The organism is Streptomyces tubercidicus, assembly GCF_027497495.1.
Taxonomy (GTDB): domain Bacteria; phylum Actinomycetota; class Actinomycetes; order Streptomycetales; family Streptomycetaceae; genus Streptomyces; species Streptomyces tubercidicus.
In genome coordinates, this window is record NZ_CP114205.1 from 6,823,975 (window position 1) to 6,847,300 (window position 23,326).

General features: G+C 70.9%; 24 protein-coding genes and 1 riboswitch. Of the genes, 17 read left to right on the forward strand and 7 right to left on the reverse strand.

What is annotated here, in order from left to right:
- Positions 1-207 precede the first annotated feature (207 nt).
- On the forward strand, positions 208-1,680 hold the full coding sequence (locus tag STRTU_RS29875; RefSeq protein WP_159749682.1) for an amino acid permease: 1,473 nt from the start codon (positions 208-210) through the stop codon (positions 1,678-1,680).
- Between the two features lie 10 nt (positions 1,681-1,690).
- The gene (locus STRTU_RS29880) at positions 1,691-2,146 is read left to right on the forward strand and encodes an Lrp/AsnC family transcriptional regulator (RefSeq protein ID WP_159747959.1); all 456 of its coding nucleotides are present in this window, start codon (positions 1,691-1,693) and stop codon (positions 2,144-2,146) included.
- Between the two features lie 29 nt (positions 2,147-2,175).
- On the opposite strand, the gene STRTU_RS29885 is transcribed toward STRTU_RS29880, so the two are convergent.
- Positions 2,176-2,415: a hypothetical protein gene (locus STRTU_RS29885; protein WP_159747961.1), complete on the reverse strand. Its 240-nt coding sequence runs from the start codon at positions 2,413-2,415 to the stop codon at positions 2,176-2,178.
- Between the two features lie 175 nt (positions 2,416-2,590).
- Here STRTU_RS29885 and STRTU_RS29890 point away from each other — a divergent pair, with 175 nt between their 5' ends.
- The 3 genes from STRTU_RS29890 (at position 2,591) to STRTU_RS29900 (ending at position 6,424) form a co-directional block, all read left to right on the forward strand.
- Positions 2,591-3,547 carry a LysR family transcriptional regulator gene (locus STRTU_RS29890; protein ID WP_159747964.1) on the forward strand — a complete coding sequence of 319 codons (957 nt, stop codon included), beginning with the start codon at positions 2,591-2,593 and terminating at the stop codon, positions 3,545-3,547.
- A gap of 228 nt (positions 3,548-3,775) precedes the next feature.
- A complete protein-coding gene (locus STRTU_RS29895; protein ID WP_159747966.1) occupies positions 3,776-4,591 on the forward strand; it encodes a carbon-nitrogen hydrolase family protein in 816 nt (271 codons plus the stop codon).
- Between the two features lie 132 nt (positions 4,592-4,723).
- A complete protein-coding gene (locus STRTU_RS29900; protein WP_159747968.1) occupies positions 4,724-6,424 on the forward strand; it encodes a flavin monoamine oxidase family protein in 1,701 nt (566 codons plus the stop codon).
- A gap of 133 nt (positions 6,425-6,557) precedes the next feature.
- Here the strand turns inward: STRTU_RS29900 and STRTU_RS29905 are convergent, their stop codons facing one another.
- Positions 6,558-7,307, reverse strand: a complete 750-nt coding sequence (locus STRTU_RS29905; RefSeq protein WP_269777406.1) for a DUF5995 family protein — start codon at positions 7,305-7,307, stop codon at positions 6,558-6,560.
- Positions 7,308-7,534: 227 nt separating this feature from the next.
- Between STRTU_RS29905 and STRTU_RS29910 the strand changes: the two genes are divergently transcribed.
- Positions 7,535-8,929, forward strand: a complete 1,395-nt coding sequence (locus tag STRTU_RS29910; RefSeq protein ID WP_159747970.1) for a uracil-xanthine permease family protein — start codon at positions 7,535-7,537, stop codon at positions 8,927-8,929.
- 55 nt (positions 8,930-8,984) lie between these two features.
- Here STRTU_RS29910 and STRTU_RS29915 read toward each other — a convergent pair whose 3' ends face one another.
- Positions 8,985-9,716, reverse strand: a complete 732-nt coding sequence (locus STRTU_RS29915; protein ID WP_159747972.1) for a CDP-diacylglycerol diphosphatase — start codon at positions 9,714-9,716, stop codon at positions 8,985-8,987.
- A gap of 613 nt (positions 9,717-10,329) precedes the next feature.
- Between STRTU_RS29915 and STRTU_RS29920 the strand changes: the two genes are divergently transcribed.
- Complete coding sequence (locus tag STRTU_RS29920; protein WP_159747974.1) at positions 10,330-11,046, forward strand: erythromycin esterase family protein; 717 nt, start codon at positions 10,330-10,332, stop codon at positions 11,044-11,046.
- A gap of 19 nt (positions 11,047-11,065) precedes the next feature.
- On the opposite strand, the gene STRTU_RS29925 is transcribed toward STRTU_RS29920, so the two are convergent.
- Both STRTU_RS29925 and STRTU_RS29930 read right to left on the reverse strand, forming a co-directional pair.
- Entirely contained in the window at positions 11,066-11,476 is a 411-nt protein-coding gene (locus tag STRTU_RS29925) for a RidA family protein (RefSeq protein ID WP_159747976.1), read from the reverse strand.
- A gap of 89 nt (positions 11,477-11,565) precedes the next feature.
- On the reverse strand, positions 11,566-12,135 hold the full coding sequence (locus tag STRTU_RS29930) for a cysteine hydrolase family protein (protein WP_159747978.1): 570 nt from the start codon (positions 12,133-12,135) through the stop codon (positions 11,566-11,568).
- Between the two features lie 118 nt (positions 12,136-12,253).
- Here STRTU_RS29930 and STRTU_RS29935 point away from each other — a divergent pair, with 118 nt between their 5' ends.
- Complete coding sequence (locus STRTU_RS29935) at positions 12,254-12,889, forward strand: nucleotidyltransferase domain-containing protein (protein WP_159747980.1); 636 nt, start codon at positions 12,254-12,256, stop codon at positions 12,887-12,889.
- Between the two features lie 128 nt (positions 12,890-13,017).
- Here STRTU_RS29935 and STRTU_RS29940 read toward each other — a convergent pair whose 3' ends face one another.
- Positions 13,018-14,247, reverse strand: coding sequence for an MFS transporter (locus STRTU_RS29940; RefSeq protein WP_159747982.1), 1,230 nt, complete (start codon positions 14,245-14,247; stop codon positions 13,018-13,020).
- A gap of 70 nt (positions 14,248-14,317) precedes the next feature.
- On the opposite strand from STRTU_RS29940, the gene STRTU_RS29945 reads away from it, so the two are divergent.
- Complete coding sequence (locus tag STRTU_RS29945; RefSeq protein WP_159747984.1) at positions 14,318-15,727, forward strand: ROK family transcriptional regulator; 1,410 nt, start codon at positions 14,318-14,320, stop codon at positions 15,725-15,727.
- A 236-nt stretch (positions 15,728-15,963) separates the two neighbouring features.
- On the opposite strand, the gene STRTU_RS29950 is transcribed toward STRTU_RS29945, so the two are convergent.
- On the reverse strand, positions 15,964-16,746 hold the full coding sequence (locus tag STRTU_RS29950) for an SDR family oxidoreductase (RefSeq protein WP_159747986.1): 783 nt from the start codon (positions 16,744-16,746) through the stop codon (positions 15,964-15,966).
- Positions 16,747-16,919: 173 nt separating this feature from the next.
- A riboswitch (FMN riboswitch) is annotated at positions 16,920-17,050 on the forward strand.
- Positions 17,051-17,205: 155 nt separating this feature from the next.
- Here STRTU_RS29950 and ribD point away from each other — a divergent pair.
- The 8 genes from ribD (at position 17,206) to STRTU_RS29990 (ending at position 23,221) form a co-directional block, all read left to right on the forward strand.
- Positions 17,206-18,333, forward strand: coding sequence for a bifunctional diaminohydroxyphosphoribosylaminopyrimidine deaminase/5-amino-6-(5-phosphoribosylamino)uracil reductase RibD (ribD, locus tag STRTU_RS29955; protein ID WP_159747988.1), 1,128 nt, complete (start codon positions 17,206-17,208; stop codon positions 18,331-18,333).
- A gap of 1 nt (position 18,334) precedes the next feature.
- A complete protein-coding gene (locus STRTU_RS29960) occupies positions 18,335-18,979 on the forward strand; it encodes a riboflavin synthase (protein ID WP_159747990.1) in 645 nt (214 codons plus the stop codon).
- On the forward strand, positions 18,976-19,626 hold the full coding sequence (locus STRTU_RS29965; protein ID WP_159747992.1) for a nicotinamide mononucleotide transporter family protein: 651 nt from the start codon (positions 18,976-18,978) through the stop codon (positions 19,624-19,626). The genes STRTU_RS29960 and STRTU_RS29965 overlap by 4 nt, the downstream gene beginning before the upstream one ends.
- Positions 19,623-20,912, forward strand: a complete 1,290-nt coding sequence (locus STRTU_RS29970; RefSeq protein ID WP_159747994.1) for a bifunctional 3,4-dihydroxy-2-butanone-4-phosphate synthase/GTP cyclohydrolase II — start codon at positions 19,623-19,625, stop codon at positions 20,910-20,912. The genes STRTU_RS29965 and STRTU_RS29970 overlap by 4 nt, the downstream gene beginning before the upstream one ends.
- Positions 20,913-20,981: 69 nt before the next feature.
- Positions 20,982-21,467 (forward strand): 6,7-dimethyl-8-ribityllumazine synthase, encoded by a 486-nt coding sequence (gene ribH / locus STRTU_RS29975; protein WP_159747996.1) that lies wholly within the window; start codon positions 20,982-20,984, stop codon positions 21,465-21,467.
- A gap of 70 nt (positions 21,468-21,537) precedes the next feature.
- Positions 21,538-21,810 (forward strand): phosphoribosyl-ATP diphosphatase, encoded by a 273-nt coding sequence (locus STRTU_RS29980; protein ID WP_086720687.1) that lies wholly within the window; start codon positions 21,538-21,540, stop codon positions 21,808-21,810.
- Between the two features lie 49 nt (positions 21,811-21,859).
- Complete coding sequence (gene hisG, locus STRTU_RS29985) at positions 21,860-22,708, forward strand: ATP phosphoribosyltransferase (RefSeq protein WP_159747998.1); 849 nt, start codon at positions 21,860-21,862, stop codon at positions 22,706-22,708.
- Positions 22,709-22,768: 60 nt separating this feature from the next.
- Positions 22,769-23,221, forward strand: coding sequence for a PH domain-containing protein (locus STRTU_RS29990; protein WP_159748000.1), 453 nt, complete (start codon positions 22,769-22,771; stop codon positions 23,219-23,221).
- The last annotated feature ends 105 nt before the right edge of the window (positions 23,222-23,326 follow it).

Sequence of the window (23,326 nt, forward strand, 5' to 3'; positions counted from 1 at the left end):
AACGATCCTGCGCCGTTACGCAAGGAACCTGCATTACGGCAGGTCAGCGGCGGGCCGTAGGGTCAAGCGCTGTACGTGGAGTGGCGGGGACCGCCTGCTCGGCGGTCTCCTGCTGCGGGGTGCTTCGGCATGCCCGTATACCGACCGCTGCCGGTCGCCGTCATCCGTACCCGTCATCTGATCGGCAGCGATAAAGGAGCCACCCCAGTGTTGGAGCACGGCGCATCCCCGCCCGCAGGGGACAGCGACCCCCGTCCCCCCTCGTCCGGGGGCCTGGCCACGCGGCTGATGCGGCGCAAGCCCGTCGAGCGGCTGGTCGCCGAGGGCGGCCAGGGGGAGGGCGGCACGCTCCGGCGCTCCATGGGCATGTGGCAGCTGACCATGATCAGCATCGGGGCCACGCTCGGCACCGGCATCTTCGTGGTCCTCGGCGAGGCCGTCCCGGACGCCGGGCCCGCGGTCATCCTCGCCTTCGTGATCGCCGGTGTCACCGCGCTGTTCTCCGCGCTGTCCTACGCCGAGCTGGCCGGCAGCATCCCGGTCTCCGGATCCTCGTACTCCTACGCCTACGCCACCCTCGGTGAGCTGGTCGCCTGGGTCTGCGGCTGGTGTCTGATCCTGGAGTACGGCGTCTCGGTCGCGGCCGTCGCCGTGGGCTGGGGCCAGTATCTGAACGAGCTGCTCAACGGCGTCTTCGGCGTCACCATCCCGGACGCGCTGTCCCAGCCGCCCGGCGACGGCGGCATCTTCAACCTGCCGGCCCTGCTGGTCGTACTGCTCGCGATGGTGTTCCTGCTGGGCGGGGCCAAGGAGAGCGCCCGCGCCAACACGATCATGGTCGTCGTCAAGATCGCCGCGCTGCTGCTGTTCTGCGGTGTCGCCGTCCAGGGCGTGCGGTCCGGCAACTACGCGAACTTCTTCCCGATGGGCATGGCGGGCGTCAGCGCGGCCGGCGCGACCCTGTTCTTCTCGTACATCGGCTTCGACGCCGCCTCCACCGCCGGTGAGGAGGCCAAGGACCCGCAGCGCGACCTGCCGCGCGCGATCATGCTCTCGCTGGTGATCGTCACGGCGCTGTACTGCCTGGTCGCGGCCATCGCCGTGGGCGCGATGCCCTGGCAGAGGTTCGAGGGCTCGGAGGCCGCGCTGGCCGGGATCATGAAGGCGGTCACCGGCCAGAGCTGGTGGGCCGTGCTGCTCGCCTTCGGCGCGGTCGTCGCCATCGCCAGCGTCGTGCTGACCGTGCTCTACGGCCAGACCCGCATCCTGTTCGCGATGTCCCGGGACGGCCTGGTGCCGAAGGTGTTCTCCAAGGTGCACCCGAAGAGCGGTGCGCCGCGCGCCAACACCGTCCTGGTCTCGCTGTTCTGCGGGGTGCTCGCCGCCGCGGTGCCGCTGGGCGAGCTGGCCGACGCCACCAGCATCGGCACCCTGTTCGCCTTCGCGCTGGTCAATATCGCGGTGATCGTGCTGCGCCGCACCCGGCCCGACATGCCGCGCAGCTTCCGCACCCCGCTCTCGCCGCTCTTCCCGGCGATCGGCTTCCTGCTGTGCGTCTACATGATGGGCAGCCTCGGCACCGTGACCTGGATGGTCTTCGGTGTCTGGATGGTCGTGGGCCTTGTGTTCTACTTCGGATACGGCTTGCGCCGCTCCCGATTGGCCACCGCAGAGAAGTGAACCACCCGCAGTGCGACTGAACGATCTCGACGAACGCATCGTCCACGCCCTCGCCGAGGACGCCCGCCGCAGCTATGCGGACATCGGCCAGGAGGTCGGACTGTCCGCACCGGCCGTCAAACGCCGGGTGGACCGGCTGCGGGCGGACGGCGCGATCACCGGATTCACCGTACGGGTCGACCCGGCCGCGCTCGGCTGGGAGACCGAGGGGTTCATCGAGATCTACTGCCGCCGCAACACCTCGCCCGAGTCGATCCACCGCGGCCTGTCGCGCTACCCGGAAGTGGCGTCCGCCTCCACCGTCACCGGTGAGGCGGACGCCGTCGTCCAGGTCTTCGCCTCCGACATGCGGCACTTCGAGCGGGTGCTGGAACGGATCGCGGGCGAGCCGTTCGTGGAGCGGACGAAGTCCGTGCTGGTGCTCTCCCCGCTGCTGCGGCGCTACAGCTCGGGGGCGCCGGGCTGACCCGCCGCCTGTCGCGGCGGCCGCGCGCTTCAGGTCACGCCTGGCCGCGCGCCGGCCCGCAGACCGCTCACCACGGCGGCGCCCACCACCAGCACCACACCCGCCGCGATCCGGTAGCCCAGCGCCGTGCCGTCGGTGAACGCGGTGACGGCCGTGGCCCCGTGCCCGGTCCCCGAGGCGACGCGCACGGACAGTACGGTGCCCACCACGGCGATCCCCAGCGCGGCGCCCAACTCCCGTGCCGCGCCGACGAGGTCGTCGGCGCGCACAGCAGCGCGCCCGCGCCGAACACCCCGAGCCCGGCCAGCGGCACCCCCTCGCGGCCCACCCGGTCACCGAGCGCCCCGGCGGCCGCGGGAGGGGACTCCGGAGGGGAACCGGTGGAGGTCATGCCCGGACGCTAAGGTCCATCTCAGATGACCTCAAATGCAAGGGGTGCACTCCATGATTGCGCGAAACGCAAACATCGACCTCAACCTGCTGACGGCACTGGACGCCCTGCTCGAAGAGCAGAGTGTGACCGCGGCCGCCGACCGGCTCGGGCTCTCCGGACCGGCCATGAGCCGCGCCCTCGGTCGTATCCGCCGCACGATCGGCGACCCCGTTCTGGTGCGGGCCGGCCGCCATATGGTGCCCACCCCGCGCGCCCTGGAAATCAGGGCCGAGGTACGGCGGCTGGTGGAGGCGGCACACGGCGTCCTGGCCCCGTCCGCGCCGGCCGACCCGGCCCAGCTGGTCCGGGTGTTCACCCTCTACGCCAACGATCTCTTCGTCACCGACGTCGGCCCGCGACTGGTCGCCCGCGCCGCCCGCGAAGCGCCGCAGGTCGTACTGCGATTCCTCGGCGAGAGCCATATCGATGTGCCGCTGCTGCGGGACGGCGCAGCGGATCTGGAGTTCGGCGTCATCGACAGCCCCGAGCCGGAGATCCGCCGGGAGGAGCTGTTCGTCGACCGCAGCGTCGCGGTGGTGCGCGACGGCCACCCGCTGACCGCCGGGAAACTCACCCTGCGCCGCTACGCCGACGCCGCCCATCTCAACTTCTCCCGCCGCGGCCGGCTGACCGGGCCGGTCGATGAGGCCCTCGCCGCACACGGCCTGCGGCGCAAGGTGATCGCCACCGTCCCGACCTTCGCCGCCGCGCTGATGATGGTCCGCGACAGCGATGCGGTGGGCCTGACCGCCGAGCGGGCCGGGCTGGCGACGGTCCACGGGCTGGGGCTGCGCACCCTGCCGATCCCGCTCGAACTGCCACCGATGAACATGGAGATGGCCTGGCACCCGCGCCAGGAGGCCGATGCGGGACACCGGTGGCTGCGCGGGCTGGTACGGGAGACGGTGCGGGAGTCGGTGCGGGATGTGCCGCCCCTGACCACCCACCCGACCCGACGGCCCACCTGACCCGGCCACCCACCTCACTCCCGGGCGCCGACCTGCGGCTCGACGCGCGCCGGGGCGGCTGACGAGCAATCCCCGGGGACCGCTCCGCCACAGGCGCAACGAATCACCGCACAGTCCCTTGAACGCGCAATGAATCGTCCATCGGCGCGCAACGCTGGCGCCTTGTCCCGGATCACCGGCGGCCCGTAGCGTCAAGGCGTCCGCCCGCACCGTCCGCCGAGGGGTCCCATGACGTCGCTGCACACCGCCCTGCTCCAGAGTTCGGGCCGGCCCGGCGATGTCGCGCACAACCTGCGGGTTCTCGACGACGCGGCCCGCGAGGCCGCGGCGACCGGTGCCGGACTGCTCGCCTGCCCCGAGCTGTTCCTGACCGGCTACGCGATCGGCGCCGACGTCCACCGCCTCGCCGAGACCGCCGACGGCGACAGCGCCCAGGCCATCGGGAAGATCGCCGCCGAGCACGGCATCGCGGTGCTCTACGGCTACCCCGAACGAGCCGCGCAGGACGAGCCCGACAGCGCCGCGGTCTACAACTCGGCGCAGCTCATCGGCCCGGACGGCGAGCGGCTCGCGAACTACCGCAAGACCCATCTCTTCGGCTGCTTCGAGCACGAGTGGTTCACGCCGGGGGAGCGGGCCGTCGTCCAGGCCGAGCTGGCCGGCCTCCGGATCGGCCTGCTGATCTGCTACGACGTGGAGTTCCCGGAGAACGTCCGGGCCCATGCGCTGGCCGGTACCGATCTGCTGCTGGTGCCCACCGCGCAGATGCACCCCTTCCAGTTCGTCGCCGAGTCCGTCATCCCGGTCCGCGCCTTCGAGAGCCAGATGTACGTCGCGTACGTCAACCGGGTCGGCGCGGAGGGCGAGTTCGAGTTCGTCGGCCTCAGCTGCCTGGCCGGCCCGGACGGCGTGGTCCGCACCCGCGCCGGCCGCACCGAGCAGCTGGTCCGGGCCGAGGTCGACCCCGCCTTCCTGAAGCAGTCCCGGGCGGACAACCCGCATCTGCACGACCGCCGGCCGGAGTTGTACGGCCCGCTGACGTGACCTGACCCGCCGCCGCCCCCGCCGAACCGCCCCCGATCCGCCCCCCCGATCCGCCGCAGGCCGGCCCACCCCGGCCTGCGCTGCCCTGCCCTGCCTGTCTGCCGCGCCCTGTCTGCAAGGAGCCCGTCCCCGATGACGTCCACGGTGCCCACCGCCGCCCACCACGCGGATGCCCAGCCGCCGATCACCATGTTCGGCCCGGACTTCCCGTACGCCTACGACGACTTCCTCGCCCACCCGGCGGGCCTCGGCCAGGTCCCCGCGACCGAGCACGGCAAGGAGGTCGCGGTCATCGGCGGTGGCCTCTCCGGCATCGTCACCGCCTACGAGCTGATGAAGATGGGCCTCAAGCCCGTCGTCTACGAGGCGGACCAGATAGGCGGCCGGCTGCGGACCGTCGGCTTCGAAGGCACCCCGGCCGATGCCGCGGGACTGTCCGCCGAGATGGGCGCGATGCGCTTCCCGCCGTCCTCGACGGCGCTCCAGCACTACATCGACCTGGTGGACCTGAAGACCACGCCGTTCCCCAACCCGCTGGCGGCGGACACCCCGTCGACCGTCGTCGACCTCAAGGGCGAGTCGCACTACGCCCGTACGGTCGAGGACCTCCCCGAGGTCTACCACCAGGTCATGGACGCCTGGAACGCCTGCCTGGAGGAGGGCGCCGACTTCTCCGACATGAACCGGGCGATCCGCGAGCGCGACGTCCCGCGCATCCGCGAGATCTGGTCCCGGCTCGTCGAGAAGCTCGACAACCAGACCTTCTACGGCTACCTCTGCGACTCGACGGCCTTCAAGTCCTTCCGCCACCGGGAGATCTTCGGTCAGGTCGGCTTCGGCACCGGCGGCTGGGACACCGACTTCCCCAACTCCATCCTGGAGATCCTGCGGGTCGTCTACACCGAGGCCGACGACCACCACCGCGGCATCGTCGGCGGCAGCCAGCAGCTGCCGCTGCGCCTGTGGGAGCGCGAACCGCAGAAGATCGTCCACTGGGCGCCGGGCACCTCGCTGTCCTCGCTGCACGACGGCACGCCCCGGCCCGCCGTGACCCGCCTGCACCGCACCGCGGGCAACCACATCACGGTGACCGACGCCGACGGTGACATCCGCACCTATGAGGCCGCCGTCTTCACCGCGCAGTCCTGGATGCTGCTGAGCAAGATCGCCTGCGACGACTCGCTGTTCCCCATCGACCACTGGACGGCGATGGAGCGCACCCACTACATGGAGTCCAGCAAGCTCTTCGTCCCTGTCGACCGCCCCTTCTGGCTGGACAAGGACGAGGACACCGGCCGCGACGTCATGTCGATGACGCTGACCGACCGGATGACCCGCGGCACCTACCTGCTCGACAACGGCCCGGACGAACCCGCCGTCATCTGCCTCTCCTACACCTGGTGCGACGACAGCCTCAAGTGGCTGCCGCTGGAGGCGAACGAGCGGATGGAGGTCATGCTGAAGTCGCTCGGCGAGATCTATCCCAAGGTCGACATCCGCAAGCACATCATCGGCAACCCGGTCACCGTGTCCTGGGAGAACGAGCCCTACTTCATGGGCGCCTTCAAGGCGAACCTCCCCGGCCACTACCGCTACCAGCGCCGCCTGTTCACCCACTTCATGCAGGACCGCCTCCCCGAGGACAAGCGCGGCCTGTTCCTCGCGGGCGACGACATCTCCTGGACGGCCGGCTGGGCCGAGGGCGCCGTCCAGACCGCACTGAACGCGGTCTGGGGCGTGATGCACCACTTCGGCGGCACGACGGACGCCACCAACCCGGGTCCGGGCGATGTCTACGACGAGATCGCCCCGGTCGAACTGCCGGAGGACTAAGGCCCTGGGGGGACGAGGGCTGGGAGCCCTGAGGGACATGGCAGGAGTGGGGCGTGCGTGGGTGAGCCACTCCTGCCTTCGGCCTTCGGGGTCAGCCGCGCGCGGTGCGGTGGCGATCCGTGCGGGGCCCGGATCAGCTCGGCAGGGGAGTCAGGAGCATCCGACCGACCAGGCCCACCCCGGCGTCCAGGCGCTCGGTGAGTTCCTCGGTCACATCCGGGAGTCGGCGTACGCTCCATAGCGCCCTGGCCGCGACCCAGGCGCCGTCCCTGGCCTTGTCCAGGCTCCATGAGCCGATCAGATGGGTCAGGGGATCGGCGACGTCCAGCACATCGGGGCCCGGCATCAGCAGCTCACGGATCCGCTCCTCCAGGCTCGTCAGGACCCCGCCGACGCGGTCGAAGTCCCGTTCCAGCGCGGCCGGTTCGCACTCCAGCGCCCGGCAGGTGTCCAGTACGGCCAGCGCCAGGTCGTGGCCGATGTGGGCGTTGATCCCGGCCAGTGCGAATTGCAGCGGACGCACCCCCGGATGGCGGCGGAGCTGGAAGAGCGGCCGCCAGCAGGCCGGTGGCCGCAGTCCGGCGGCCGCGGCATCCACCGCGTCGAAGTAGCGCCGCGCGAAGCGGATGTCCAGCTCGCCGGTGGCCGCCGGGTCCTGGAACGTACCGTCCCCGATGCGCCGCGCCACCGCTTCGGTGACGGCCAGATAGACCCCGTTGAAGACCGCCACCCCGTCCTCGGCGGGCAGCCCCGCGCCCAGTGCCCGCATCCGGGCCAGCACCTCCGCCACACCCTCGGGTTCCGCACCGGTCGGGGGACGGGCGGCGGATCCCCCGGCCGGGCCCGTGCGGCCGGGACCGCCGTACGCCTGAGTTGTCGTCATCCACTCAGCGTGACAGTGCGATTGCGGATCGTGAGGTGTGTGGCTCGCCGATGACCGGAACGGGGGAATCGGCGGCGCGCCCGCTTGTGGCAGGCCCGTCTGTGCCGCGCCCGCTTGTGGCACGCCGGCCTGTGCTGTGCCCGCGTCAGTTTGTTCAGACGCAGTCGTTCGACTATGAATCACCTCGGCTCTGTGACGTGCAGGGCGTCGCAGAGTGGAGAGTGATCATGGCCGGTTTCGGGTGGAAGCTGCATGGCGACGGGCGGCATCTGAAGCCCGGCGAGGTGGTCAGGCCCGGCGAGCGGCTGACCTGGGGGCGGACGATCGCGCTCGGCGCCCAGCATGTGGTGTCGATGATCGGGGCCTGTTTCGTCGCGCCCGTCCTCATGGGGCTGGATCCCAGCCTCGCCCTGATGGCGTCGGGTGTCGCCACCGCCCTGTTCCTGGTGATGACCCGCGGACGCATCCCCAGCTACCTGGGCTCCTCGCTCTCCTTCGTGGGCGTCTCCGTCGTGATCGCGGGCCAGGGCGGTGACGCCGGCACCCTGACGGGCGCGATGCTCGTGGTGGGTGCCTGCCTGGCCGGCTGCGGTGTCGCCATTCATGTCGTCGGGGCCCGGGTGATCCACGCCGTGCTCCCGCCGGCCGTGACCGGCGCGGTCGTGATGCTGATCGGCTTCAACCTCGCGCCCGTCACTGCGTCCACGTACTGGCCCCAGGATCAGTGGACGGCGCTGGCGACGATGCTGTTCACCGGACTCGCCCTCGTCGTGCTCCGGGGTTTCTGGTCGCGGATCGCCATTTTCCTGGGCCTGGTCTTCGGCTATGGCCTGTCCTGGATTCTTGACCGCACCGCAGGAAAGATTCATTCCGTCAATGGCGCGGGCAAGCTCACGGACCACTGGCGCATCGACTTCTCGGGCGTGGAAAAGGCCGACTGGATCGGCGTTCCCACCTTCCACGCACCGAATTTCTCGGCCTCCGCAATCCTTGTCGCCCTGCCGGTCCTTGTCGCGCTGATCGCGGAGAACGCCGGACACATCAAGGCAGTTGGCGCCATGACCGGTGATCCTCTCGACGACAAAATGGGCATGGCCATCGTCGCCGACGGCACGGCAACGGTCCTGTCGACGGCGGTCGGCGGCCCCGCCACCACGACCTACGCCGAGAACATCGGCGTCATGGCGGCCACCCGGGTGTATTCCACCGCGGCTTACTGGGCGGCGGCCGCTTTCGCCCTGCTCTTCGGCCTGTGCCCGAAGTTCGGCGCGGTGGTGGCGGCGATCCCCGGCGGGGTGCTGGGCGGTATCACCGTCATTCTGTACGGCATGATCGGCCTGCTGGGAGCCCAGATCTGGGTACGGAACAACGTGGACTTCTCGGTCCCCCTGAACCTCATCCCCGCGGCGGCCGGAATCATCATCGCCATCGGCGGCGTCTCGTTGAAATTCTCCGAGAACTTCGAACTCAGCGGCATCGCACTGGGAACCCTCACCGTGCTCACCGGCTACCACTCCCTGCGCTGGCTCTCCAAGGCGGCGGGCCGCCCCCGCACGCCCCTCCTCGACGCCGGGACCAGCGAGTACCAGGAGCCCGGGGACGGGGAGGGGGAGAAGGCGTAACCGCCGAGGACCGCCCGCGGAACGCAGCGCTCACTCACCGCTGCGCAACGCGCGCTCACTTACAGATGAGGAGGCTGTCGCAGACGGCGATTCCCGGGGGAGTGGTGCTGGGGTGGGGGAGCCCTTCCCAGCTGTTGAGGATGTAGTACCCGTCGGCCGGACCGTCTTTGGCCTCGATGGCGATCATTGTCTGATTGCCCATTGCCTCACCGTGCGGGGCCACCACATAGTCGTTGAGCGTTTTGAAGAGATTGAGCGTCTTCAAGCTGTCGATGTGGACCACGCGATAGCTCCGGGGCTGCGGATTTCCGCTCTGGTCCGCCCCGGTGACCGTGATCAACGACGTGCCCCAACTCTTCAAGTCCTTGGGGATCTTGCCTGAACGGTAGGCCGTGTCGAGCCCGTTTTTCACATCTTGGCGCACTCCGGATACATGGATGTGCAACTGGTCGTGCGAACGGTGACCGGCGGCATTGATCCCCAGCCCGATCACGCCCCATTTCTGCTGGTTGAACCAGTATTCGCCGCGCTCTTCGGCGACCTGCCAGTAATTATTGGCGGCGAAGGCGCCGGACACCAGGTCCGGGCACTCGATTCCCTTGATGCGGTCGGTGGCGACCAGCAGATATCCCTTCACGCCTCTGGACATCAGCCAGAATGCGTTGATCTGTCGCTCCCGGCAGTCCCAGGCCATATTCCAGAGGAACTCGTCTCTGTCCTTGGGGTCTCCGCAGAGAGCCACGGGCGGCGCGGTGAGGGTGGTGGTTTCCCGGTTTTCGGCGGTCACGTCGGCACCTCCAGGGTGAGCGGGTTACGTGCCGCGACGGCCCGGCATGGCGTCCACGTCCCAGGTGCGCCGCAAGCCTCATGGGTCTCCTGGCCCACCACACCGCCGGGCGCACCACAAGCCGGGCACCGGCGGGAGAGGCATCGCACTGCCTTGTGACGAGGCATCGCACTGCCTTATGACGGGCGCCTGGGCTGACCCCCTCCGGGCCGAGGCACGCGCTGTACGACCACCGTCCCACCACCCCGGGACCGGCGCATCTGCTGGCCTGCCGAGGACCAGGAAGGCTGTCAGCGCGGGCCTGCGCCGCTGGGAGGCAGCGCCGAGTGGCTGGCCGAATGCGACCGGCTGGGCGTGGGCGAAGTTGTCGTCGACGTGGCCGACGTGTACTCCGAGCACGGACACCCGGATGCGGTGCGAGACTGCCAAGAACGACCTCGCCACGTACTGGAAACCGGAGTTGACGCTGAATCAGGTGCGGAAATCGGGTGCCATCGTGTCGAGTCGCTGCCCGATCGCCCGCTCGCAGCGAGGAGATAGGTCACCGTGCCTCGCTCACAGGGAAGGAGACACACCACCGTGCCCGACGACATCGCGCGCTGGCTGACCGAGCATGCCAGGCCCGGATCAGGCCCTCCTGCGCCGCGCCGAGGCACTCGCCACCTACCTGGACGACCACTACGAGGAGTTCGCCCGGCACACCACGGCGGACACCGCCGACGAGGCTCTGGAGCACGCGCGCATCCTCACCCGCGCCGCCGACCTGGTGACTCGCTCGCCCACCCCGCTCTCCGGGGAGCACAGCGTTCTGGCCGCCCGTGACCGCTACATGGCCGACGCCGTGACCCGGCTCGTCGACGACAACGCCGAAGTGCGCGTCATCGTCTGGGCACACAACGGACACCTCACGAAGGGCACATACGGCGACGGCGTGCCCGCGCTCGGCAGCCGACTCCGAGCGCGCTACGGCGACAGCTACTACGCACTGGCCCTGCTCTTCGGCAAGGGCTCCTTCCTCGCCCGCCGCAGCGACGACCTGCACGGTCCGCCACGCCGGCACCGCGTCGGCACCGGAATCCGCTCCCTCGAAGCCCGCCTCGCCGACGCCGTCCCCGGCAACTACTACGCCGACCTGCGCACCCACGGCCCCTCACCCGAAGCCGCCCAATGGCTGCACGCCCCGCAGACACAGCGCAGCTTCGGCTCCGTCGTGCCCCGGTTCCTCTACCGCTTCCACCTGGCACCACTCATACCGGCCCAGGACTACGACGGCCTCGCGTTCGTCGCCCGCTCCAGCTGTTCCCGCCCCCTGCCGGCCATGGAGACCTGACCCCCGCCGAGCAGACGGCTCAGGAATCGAGCACCGCGGCAACGGATTCGATCTCCACCAGCTGGTCGTTGTAGCCGAGCACGGTGACCCCCATCAACGTGCTGGGCACGTCGTGGTCACCGAACGCGTCCCGGACCACCTCCCACGCCGTCACCAGGTCCTCCTGCCGGTCGGACGCGACGAGTACGCGGGTGCTGATGACGTCGTGCAGCGACGCGCCGGAGTCCGCCAGCGCAGTCCGCAGGTTCTCCACGGCCTTGGCCGCCTGACCCGCGACGTCCCCGATCGCCGCGGTGGAGCCGTCCTCGTTCAGCGGACAGGCACCGGCGAGAAAGATCAGCCGCGACTCGGCCGGAGCCGTGGCCGCATAGGCGTACTCGGCGACATCGGACAGGGAGGCAGAGCGAATCAAGGTGACGGCGCGTGGCACGGGTATTCCCTTCGCGGTGAATCCGGAACACCCACGACCTTCTCAGGAATCAACTCCGCCTTCGACGCGTTTTCTTGGGTGGGGCGCGGCTACTCCGAGGCGATGGCTGTGAGCCAGTCCTCGACGCCGATGACATCGGCCCACTGCGGGAACAGCCTCTCGGTCAGGACCCGGTGCACCTCGGGGTCGGTGTCGAGGCAGGCATCCGCCAGGACAATGAGCCCGAAGTCCTGGTCGTTGGCCTGACACAGGGTGTGCAGCACCACGCCACTGGTGGCGATGCCGGTGAGAACAAGGCTGTTGATATCGCGAGCCCTGAGCACCACCCCGAGATCACTGCCCGAGAACGCACTCGCCCGCCTCTTGGTGACCACGATGTCGCCCTGGCGGGGCGCGACTTCGCGGTGAATCGCGGTGCCGGGGGCATCCTCGGCGAAGAGACCGGCCTGCACGGCGGAGGTGAGCACCCGATTACGGGGGCCGACGTCAGGTTGGCCCGGCCGTAGCGCGATGACCACGTAGATCACCGGAATACCCGCCGCCCGCGCACCGTCGATCGCGCCACGCACGCGCGACAGATATCCGGAGTCGGCGCCGACGATATCCACGATGTCCTCCTGAACATCCATCACGAGGAGGGCACTGTTGCTGTTCGCCATGCTGACCGTCCGTTCTTCTCGTCGCTGGGAAACACCAGCAAGTCTGGGGAATGGGTTGCGCTTCGGTGAGAGGCAAAGGAGCCGATCTCGGGTCGGGTTGCGGCACTAAGTTGTCACGATGACCGAATCCCTGCCGCCAGGCGGCATTGTGCTCGATGCGGACGAACTGGAGGCCCGGTGGGCCGACGCCTGGCGGCCGGAACAGGTCGCGGAGCGGTTGGGCGGGGTCAGTGCGACCTGGTGTATCGCAGCAGGGTGGGCGCTGGATTTGTTCCGCGGGGTGCCATCGCGGCCGCACGGCGATGTGGAGATCGCGGTGCCCGCGGCGGGATTCCCGGAGATCCGGGACCGCTTCCCCGAGTACGTGTGTGACGCGGTGGGTTCGGGGCGGGTCTGGCCGGCGGCGGGGGCTGAGGCACTGGCAGCCACACACCAGACCTGGCTGCGGGATCCGGCAAGCGGTCAGTTCCTGTTGGACGTCTTCCGCGAGCCGCACGAGGGCGGGACCTGGATCTGCCGACGGAACGGGAATCTGCGGCTGCCGTACGACACGATCATCGAGCGGACGCCGGACGGGATCCCCTACCTGGTGCCGGAGTTGGTGCTGCTGTTCAAAGCGAGGGCGACGCGGCCCAAGGACCAGGCCGATTTCGAGGGCGTGTTGCCGCTGCTGAGCCGGGCACGGCGGGACGCCCTCAGCGGGTGGCTGGAGCGCGTGCATCCCGGTCATCCGTGGCTGGCGGAGCTGGGGTAGCTGGTGGATCCGGCGGGGTAGTGGCACCCGAGGCCGTGGGTCCGTAGTTGTCGGTGGCCGGTGCCCAGGGCCGGTCGTCACCCGGTGCTCAGGGCGGACCTGCCGTCCGGTTCTCGGGGTACCGGCGCTCAGGACCTCTCCAGGTCCCCCGTCACCGCCGGCGCGCCCCCGGACGCCGTACGGCTCGGCACCCGCAGCACCCGCGCGCCCGCCACCAGCCCGCACGCCAACGCCGTGACCAGCATGAACGACACCGGCAGTGAGGTCGCTTGGGCGAGTCCGCCGATTGCGGACGGTGCGATGAGGCCGGAGGTGTAGGTGATCGTGGCGACGCCCGCGATCGCCTGGCTGGGGGCGGGGCCGCTGCGCCCGGCGGCGGCGAAAGCCAGCGGGACCACCACCGCGATTCCGAGGCCCATCAGGCCGAACCCGCTCATCGCCATGGCCGGATGCGGCGCCGTGACGATCAGCAGCCCCCCGGCCGTCGCCAGCACCCCGCCGGCCCGCACTGTGCGTACGGCACCGAATCGGGCCACCACCTTGTCCCCGGCCAGCCGTGCGACCGTCATCATGCAGGCGAAGGCGGTGGTCGAGGCGGCAGCCAGACCAGCGTCGGTGCCCAGCTCGTCGCGGAGGTAGACCGCCGACCAGTCCAGACCGGCGCCCTCCGCGAACACCGCGCAGAACCCGATGGCCCCGATGATCAGCGCCGACCTCGGCGGCAGCGTGAAGCGCGGCGGCGGATGCTCCTCAGGGGCGCTGCGCAGCTCCAGCACGCCCCGGCAGGCGAGCGCGCCGAGCAGGCTCAATACGAGGGCGGCGCCGGACAGATGGAGCCGGGCGTCCCATCCGGCGTGCGCGGCGACGGTGCCGGCCGCCGAGCCGAGCAGGGCGCCCGCACTCCACATGCCGTGCAGCCCCGACATGATCGGTTTGCCGAGCCGTTCCTCGGTCTCCACGCCCAGCGCGTTCATCGCGACGTCCGACATCCCGGAGGCCGCGCCGTACATCAGCAGCGCCGGGCACAGTGCGTAGAGGCCGGGGGAGAGGGCGGGCAGGATCAGCGACAGGGTCCACAGGGCGAGCAGACCGCGCAGCGCCGTGCGGGCGCCGAGGCGGTGGCTGATCCGGCCGGCCAGCGGCATCGCCAGGGACGCGCCGATCGCCGGGAAGGCGAGTGCCAGACCGAGCTGGCCCGGTGAGAGGGCGGTGTGGTCCTGGATCCAGGGGATGCGGGTCGCGAAGTTGCCGGTGACCGAGCCATGGATGAGGAACACCATGGCAAGGGAACGGCGCGCCCGGCGCAGTTCGGTGTGGGGGAGTGGGTGGGCGCCGACGGGGACGCTGTTGCCAGCCATGGGCGGAAAATTATCAGGAACCCTGCCTGATAATAAGGGAATTGGCTCGACGGGATGGAAGAATCCGGCCATGCATCCACCGCGCGCGGCAGCGACCGGCCGCACCGCCTCCCCGGCCACCGCACGGCAGATCAACGACCGCCTGGCGCTGCAACTCCTCCAGTCCGAGGGGCCCTTGACGGCAGGTCAGCTCAAAACGCTGACCGGACTGTCCCGGCCGACCGTGGCGGACCTCGTCGAACGTCTCCAGGAGGCCGGACTGATCGCCGTCGTCGGCGAGAGCGGCGCACAGCGGCGCGGCCCCAATGCCCGGCTCTACGGGATCGTCGCCGACCGGGCCCATCTCGTCGGCCTCGACCTGCGGACGCACAGCATCACCGTCGCGGTCGCCGACCTCCTCGGCCGGGTGCGCGCCGAGCACACCGTCCCCATCAACCCGGACGGCGCCGCCGATACGGCCGTCGCCACCGCACTCGCCGCCGTCGACAAGGCACTCGCCGCGGCGGGCGCACCCGCGCCGCACACCATCGCCGTCGGCGCACCCGGCCTGGTCGACCCCGCCACCGGGCGGCTCGACAGCACCGACTGGATCACGTCCTGGCACGTCGGACTGGTGAGCGCGCTGCGCGCACGGACGGGCGTCCCGGTCCTGCTGGAGAACGAGGTCAATCTCGCCGCCATCGCGGAACAGCGGGACGGCGCGGCGCGCGATCGCGACACTTTCGTCCTGCTCTGGCTCGGACACGGCACCGGCGCCGCCGTGGTCCTGGACGGCGCGCTGCGGCGCGGCGCCTCGGGCGGCACCGGCGAGATCGGCTTTCTGCCGGTCCCCGGCACCGGCGCACTGCCCTCCGCGAGCGGCTGCGACGGCGGGTTCCACTCCCTGGCCGGGTCCGCCGCGATCTGCGCTCTAGGGGCGGAGCACGGCCTGTCGTTCGGCGATGCCGTCGGGCCGAGGAGGGCGAACAAGCTGCCGTCTGGAGGCGGGGCCGCTACCGAGGCGGTCGACGGGGCTTCGGACGAGGCCGTTACCCCGGCCCCCGCCGAGGCCGTCACCCGGGCTCTCGCCCCGGACTCCGCCGAGGCCGTCACCCGGGCTCTCACCCCGGTCCTCGCCGAGGCCCGCACCGAGGGGCCGCCCGCCGAATCCCTCGTCCGGGCCGCGGTGGCCGCCGGTGATGCCGGTGCCGCCTTCCTCGACGCGCTGGCGGCACGGATCGCTCTCGGCGTGGCGGCCGTGTGCGCCGTACTCGACCCCGGGTGTGTCGTGCTCGGCGGCGAGATCGGCTGCGGTGGAGGGACCGAACTCGCCGACCGGGTCACCACGCATCTGGCCCGGCTCTCCCCGCTGCGCACCGACGTACGCGCGGGGTCGGTGGGCGGACGGGCGGTGCTGCGCGGCGCGGTGCTCGCCGCACGGGACGCCGCGCAGAACGAGCTGTTCGGAGCGGCGGGCCCAGCGACATCTCGGCGGCCCTGAGGGAACCCTTGGGGGCGGTGGGAACAGATCCCGTAGGGGGTGGGTACCCCCCTTGCGGGCCACAACGTGCCGGGGGCGGAGGGTATTCCCGACGGCAGGCAAACGGGCGGGCGTCAACACTCACGAATGGGCGCCGGGCGTCAGCACTCACGAACGGGCGCCGGGCGTCAACACTCACGAACAGGCGCCGGGCGTCGACACTCACGAACGGGCGGGCCGAAGGCCTCACCGCCCCCTCACCCCTTCACCGCACCCCCACCCACCCTCTCCCCCAGAAACTCCCCATAGCTACGCCGCCCCTCAGCACGCTCCGGCGCCAAGTTCCCGCCTCGGCGCAGCGCGGCGGCGCTCTTCCCCGGCAGCCACACAGGCACCAGCAACCGCCGCCGTCCCCCCGCCTCCAACGTGGCCCGTACGAGATTCCGGGCGCTGACGACCTCGGGGCCGCCCAGGTCCGGAACCCGGCCGGCCGGTGGCCCGGACGCCAACTCGGCCAGACGAGCAGCCACTTCGCGTACCTCGACCGGCTGCACCCGTACGCCGGACGGCACCGGCAGTACCGGTGAGCGGGCGCCCGCCTTGATGAGCTGGAGCACCAGATCGTGGAACTGCGTCGTGCGCAGCACCGTCCAGCCGAGGCCGGAGTCCTCGATCAGGCGCTCCACCGCGAGCTTGGTGCGGTAGTAGCGGAGCGGGACCCGGTCCACCCCGACGATGGAGATGTAGACCAGGTGCGGGACGCGCGCGGCCTTCGCGGCCTGGACGAGTCGGCCGGCTGCCTCCATGTCGCCGCCGGTCGGTGAGCTGGCGCAGTGCACGATCGCGTCCACGCCCGCCAGCGCCTCGGGCAGCCCCGTGCCATCGCGCAGATCGACGGCGTAGGAGTGCGGCCGGGGCCGCTCCCGGCCGGTGTGGGGGTGCCGGCTCAGGGACCGGACGTCATGGCCGTCGTCGAGCAGCCGGTGCACCAGGGGACGCCCGAGTGTGCCCGTGCCGCCGGTCACCAGAATTGTCGCCATCGTGGATCAGTCCTTGAGGGGTGGAGGATCGGGTACGTCCTCGCTATGACGCCTCATGCGCGCCGTCTGTGACACGGGCGGCGCGCCGGGGGCTGTGAGGCAGCCCACAGGGCTTCGCTCGCATGGGCCATGACCCGGCGTGGCAGACTGAAGCCGTACTGACATAAAAGCAGCAGCGCACTCCGGGGTCGGTGTAATTCCGAACCGGCGGTAACAGTCCGCGACCCGTCCGCAGCCAGCGGCCGGTTGAGCAGGTGAAATTCCTGCACCGACGGTGAAAGTCCGGATGGGAGGCAGTGCGCGGCGGGCGAGCTTCGGTACACCGCCGTCGGCGGCGCGTCCGGTCATTTTCCCGGACGGTCCGTTGTATTTTCCGGCCGCGGTGTTCCCGTGGCGTCGTTTCCGCTTCTGTCGTCCAGACAGCCCCGGAGTCCGTGCCCTGAGAGGCAGGAGGACCCGGTGGCCACCGCAGCCCCCGTCGAGATCGCGGCGATGCGCCGAGCCATTGAGCTCGCCGCGCGCGGGCTCGGGCACACCAGCCCCAACCCCGTGGTCGGCTGTGTCGTCCTGGACTCCGCCGGCCGTACGGCGGGCGAGGGCTGGCATCAGCGGGCCGGCGGGCCGCACGCCGAGGTCCATGCCCTGCGTGCCGCGGGCGAGCGGGCCCGGGGCGGCACCGCACTGGTCACCCTCGAACCCTGCAACCACACCGGCCGCACCGGCCCCTGCGCCCAGGCGCTGATCGAGGCCGGGATCGCCCGCGTCGTCTACGCCGTGTCCGACCCCGACCCGACCGCCACCGGCGGCGCCGTCACCCTGGCCGAGGCCGGGATCGACGTCGAGGGCGGACTGCTCGCCGACGAGGCCGCCGCCGGCAACGAGGCCTGGCTGACCTCGGTGCTGCGCCACCGCCCCTTCGTGCTGTGGAAGTACGCCGCCACCCTCGACGGCCGGATCGCCGCCGCCGACGGCACCAGCCGCTGGATCTCCTCGCCCCAGTCGCGTGCCGATGTGCACCGGCTGCGTGCCGCCGCGGACGCCGTGATCGTCGGCTCCGGCACCGCCCGCGCCGACGACCCGCAGCTCGGCGCCCGGATCGCCGGACTGTCCGACGACGAGATCAGCCAGCCGCTGCGGGTCGTCGTCGACTCCGGCGCCACCGCCGTCAAGGCCGGCGCCCGCGTCCTGGACGGCACCGCGCCGACCCTCATCGCGGTCGCCGAGGACGCCGACGCGAGCCATCTCGAAGGACTCGCCCCGATCATCCGGCTGCCACGCGCCGACGACGGGCGCGGGCTGCACCTCCCCGCACTGCTCCAGGCCCTGTACGAGCGCGAGGTGCGCTCCGTGCTGCTCGAAGGGGGCCCGACGCTCGCCGGTGCCTTCCTCGCCGCCCAGGCCGTCGACAAGGTCGTCGGCTATCTCGCCCCGGTACTGCTCGGCGCCGGACCGGCTGCCGTCGGGGACGCCGGAATCAGCACCATCACCGAGGCGTTGCGGCTCGATGTGACCGACACCGAACGGCTCGGCCCCGACCTGCGCATCACCGCCACTCCCATCCGCCACGCCCGCCCTGAGGAGAACTGACGTGTTCACCGGAATTGTCGAAGAGCTGGGTGAGGTCGTCGCCGTCGAGAACCTCGGTGACGCTTCCCAGTTCCGGCTTCGCGGCCCCGTCGTCACCGAGGACGCCAAGCACGGCGACTCGATCGCCGTCAACGGGGTCTGTCTGACCGTGGTGGACACCGCCGACGGGGAATTCACCGCCGATGTGATGGCCGAGACCCTGAAGCGGTCCAGCCTCGGCGCGCTGGCCACCGGCTCGCGGGTCAACCTGGAGCGCCCGATGGCGCTCGGCGGGCGGCTCGGCGGACACCTCGTCCAGGGCCATGTCGACGGCACCGGCACGATCCTCGAACGCACCCCCGGTGAGCACTGGGAGATCGTCAAGATCGCGCTGCCGGCCGCGCTGTCCCGCTATGTCGTCGAGAAGGGCTCCATCACCGTCGACGGGGTCAGCCTCACCGTCGTCGACGCCGCGGACGACTACTTCACCATCAGCCTCATCCCCACCACCCTCGCCCTCACCACCCTGGGCATCAAGAAGGCCGGTGACCCCGTCAACCTTGAGGTCGATGTCCTCGCCAAGTACGTCGAGCGGCTGCTCGGGCGGGGCTCCGCGGACACCGGGGGCATCAAGGACCTCGCGGAGATCAAGGAGATGGACCGGTGAGCGTCCTCGACACGCTGAACGGCACGGCCTTCACGGCCTTCGGGCAGCACGTCATCTGGTCGGACATGATCGGCAACACCATCGGTCTGGCCGCGCTGGCACTCGGCTGGCGGCGCTCCATCTGGACCTGGCCCGCCCAGCTCCTCTCCGGCGTCATCCTCGTCGCCGCCTACGCCTCCGCCCACCTCAGCGGCGGCGTCGGCAAGCAACTCCTCGTCATCGGCGTGGCGTTGTGGGGCTGGCGGCAGTGGCAGCGCGGCCGGAAGCAGGCACAGGACGGCTCCATCGCCGTACGCTTCGCCGGCTGGCGCGAGCGCGCACTGCTGCTCGGCGGCACCGCCCTGGGCACCGGGGCCGTCGGCACCCTCTTCACCCTGATCCCGCAGCTGTCCTGGAACCCCTGGCCGGACGCCTACATCTTCGTCGGCACGCTCGCCGCGATGGTCGCCCAGGCCCGCGGGCTGGTCGAGTTCTGGTTCGCCTGGCTGCTGGTCGACGTGGTCGGCGTCCCGCTCGCCTTCAGCAGCGGGCTCGCCTTCTCCGGCCTCGTCTACGTCGTCTATCTCGCCCTCGTCGTGTGGGGCATGCGCGACTGGTGGCTGCGCTCGCGCGCCGCCGGCCCCGTCCTGGAAGGAGCAGCGGCATGACCGCACTGCAGAGCTGGTACGACACGGAGGAGGCCGCGGCCCTGGCACTCGACCCCGTCGAGCAGGCCATCGCCGATATCGCCGCCGGCCGCCCGGTGGTCGTCGTGGACGACGAGAACCGCGAGAACGAGGGCGACCTCGTCATCGCCGCGGAGAAGGCCACCCCCGAGATCATCGCCTTCATGATGAGCGAGTGCCGCGGCCTGATCTGCGCCCCCATGGAGGGCCCGGAGCTGGACCGGCTGGAACTCCCGCAGATGGTCGAGCACAACACCGAGTCGATGCGGACCGCCTTCACCGTCTCCGTCGACGCCACCGCCGCGCACGGTGTGACCACCGGCATCTCCGCCGCCGACCGCGCCACCACCCTGCGGCTGCTCGCCTCCGGGGAATCGGCCGCCGGTGACTTCGTCCGGCCCGGCCACATCTTCCCGCTGCGCGCCCGGCCCGGCGGGGTGCTGGTCCGCAACGGCCACACCGAAGCCGGTGTCGACCTCGCCCGGCTGGCCGGACTGCGCCCGGCCGCCGCCATCGTGGAGATCGCCGGTGAGGACGGCACGATGCTGCGGCTGCCCGAGCTGGTGCCGTTCGCCCGTAAGCACGGACTGTCGATCATCTCCATCGAGGACCTGATCGCCTACCGGCAGTCCTCCGAGCCCACCGTCCGCCGTGAGGCCGAGACCCGGCTGCCCACCGCCCACGGCGAGTTCACCGCCTACGGCTACCGCTCCACCACCGACGGCGTCGAGCACATCGCGCTGGTCGCCGGGGAGCTGGGCGACGGTGAGGACGTGCTGGTCAGGGTGCACTCCGAATGCCTGACCGGCGATATCTTCCACTCGCTGCGCTGCGACTGCGGGCCCCAGCTGGAGGCATCGCTGGGGCAGATCGCCGAGGCCGGACGCGGTGTGGTGATCTACCTCCGCGGCCACGAGGGACGCGGTATCGGCCTGCTGTCCAAGCTGCGCGCCTACGAACTCCAGGAGCGCGGCCGCGACACCCTCGACGCCAACCTCGAACTGGGGCTGCCCGCCGACTCCCGCGACTACGCGGCCGGTGCGCAGATGCTCCAGGACCTCGGCGTGCGCTCACTGCGCCTGATGACCAACAACCCCGAGAAGACCGCCGCCCTGGTGCGGCACGGCCTGCGGGTCTCCGGCCGCGAGCCGATGCCCGTCCAGGCCGGGGAGCACAATCTGCGGTATCTGCGCACCAAGCGGGACCGGATGGGGCACGACCTGCCCTGGCTGGAGCCCGACCGCGCCACCACCTGCGACAACCAGTAGCCACCGAGCAGTAGTCACCGAGCCGGTAATCAAGCCACCACCAGCACCATCACCCGAACGAGGAGAACCGTGAGCGGCAAGGGCGCACCCGAACTGACCGTGAAGAACTGTGGCGACCTGCGGGTGGCCGTCATCGCCGCGCAGTGGCACCAGCAGGTGATGGACGGCCTCGTGGACGGCGCGCTGCGTGCCCTCACCGAGCTCGGTATCGACGAGCCGACGCTGCTGCGGGTGCCCGGCGCCTTCGAGCTGCCGGTCGTCGCCAAGGTCCTGGCCGGCCGCGGCTACGACGCGGTGGTCGCCCTCGGCGTGGTCATCAAGGGCGGCACGCCGCACTTCGACTACGTCTGCCAGGGCGTCACCCAGGGCCTGACCCAGGTCTCGGTGGACACCGGCGTACCGGTCGGCTTCGGCGTGCTGACCTGCGACACCGAGCAGCAGGCGCTGGACCGCGCGGGCCTGGAAGGATCCACCGAGGACAAGGGCCACGAGGCGGTCACCGCCGCGGTCGCCACCGCCGCGACGCTGCGGACCGTGTCCGAGCCCTGGCGCTGACAGCCCGCCCGTCGCGTCAGCCGAGGCGCTGCGCGTCGGAGCGACCTCACCGCGTAGGGTGGTCACCATCATGTCCAAGAAGACGTTCGAGGAGCTGTTCTCCGAGCTCCAGCAGAAGGCCGCCACCGGCGACCCCGCCACCTCCCGTACCGCCGAGCTGGTGCAGGCCGGTGTCCATACGATCGGCAAGAAGGTCGTCGAGGAGGCCGCCGAGGTGTGGATGGCCGCCGAGTACGAGTCCGACGAGGCCGCCGCCGAGGAGATCTCCCAGCTCCTCTACCACCTCCAGGTCATGATGGTCGCCAAGGGAATCTCCCTGGACGACGTCTACGCCCACCTCTGATCCACCCCACCGCACCCCAACACCCTTCACCGCAAAGGAACTTGCTCTCATGCTGCGCATCGCTGTCCCCAACAAGGGTTCACTGTCCGAGCCTGCGTCGGCGATGCTCCATGAGGCCGGCTACCGCCAGCGCAAGGACCGCAGGGAACTGGTGCTGGTCGACGCGGAGAACGAGGTCGAGTTCTTCTTCCTGCGCCCGCGCGACATCGCGGTCTACGTCGGCTCCGGCAAGCTGGACATCGGCATCACCGGCCGTGACCTGCTGCTGGACTCCGGCTCGCCGGCCGAGGAGATCCTCCAGCTCGGCTTCGCCGGCTCGACCTTCCGCTACGCCACCCGTCCGGGCACCGCCAAGGACGTCAGCGAGTTCGGCGGCATGACGATCGCCACCTCTTTCGCCGGCCTGGTCCGGCAGCACCTCGCCGACAACGGCGTGGACGCCTCGGTCGTCCACCTCGACGGCGCCGTGGAGACCGCCATCCAGCTCGGCGTCGCCGAGATCATCGCGGATGTCGTGGAGACCGGCACCACCCTGCGCAACGCCGGCCTGGAGATCATCGGCGAGCCGATCCTCAAGTCCGAGGCCGTCGTCATCCGGGGCACCGGCGCGCCGGACGACGACCCCAAGGTGCGCCAGTTCCTGCGCCGGATGCAGGGCGTCCTGGTGGCCCGCCGCTACGTGATGATGGACTACGACATCCGCGTCGAGCACGTCGAGAAGGCCGTCGGCCTCACCCCGGGGCTGGAGTCGCCGACCGTCTCCCCGCTGCACCACGAGGGCTGGGTCGCGGTCCGCTCGATGGTCCCGTCCCAGGACGCCCAGCGCATCATGGACGAGCTCTACGACCTCGGCGCCCGCGCGATCCTGACCACCGGCATCCACGCCTGCCGGCTCTGACCTGCGGCCCCGGCCACCCACCCGTACGCACCGCATCACCCTCGACGGAAGACCGACGACGTGTCCGCGCCCCTGCCCAGCCTCCCGGTGACCTTCCGGCCCACCCGCACCCGGGTCGTCCTGTACTCCGTGGGCCTCGCCCAGTTCGCCGCCCTCACGGCGATCGCGCTGGCGCTGCCGAACCTGAGCGGCGGCGAACGGCTGAGCTTCGTCCTCACCGGACTGCTGGTGCTGGCCGTCCTCCTGCTGCTCGCCCGCCCGAAGGTGGTCGCGCACCAGGAGGGCGTCACGGTGGTCAACCTCACCACCAAGCGCGAACTGGCCTGGGCCCAGGTCGTCCGGGTCAATCTCCGGGTCGGCGACCCCTGGGTCCATCTCGACCTCGCCGACGGCACCAGCCTGCCCGCGATGGGCATCCAGCCGGGCATCGCCCGCGACCAGGCCATCCGCGACGCCCGTGCGCTGCGCGACCTCACCGAGAAGCATGGTGCTGTCGACCACACGGCCGGATGAGCCTGCCCTAACCAGGGCCCCGCTGTTTACTCTGTTCTCCGGGGCGCACCCTGCGCCCCGCCCCTCTGTGGGCCAACACCGACCCGAGGAGTGACTCCCTCCGGC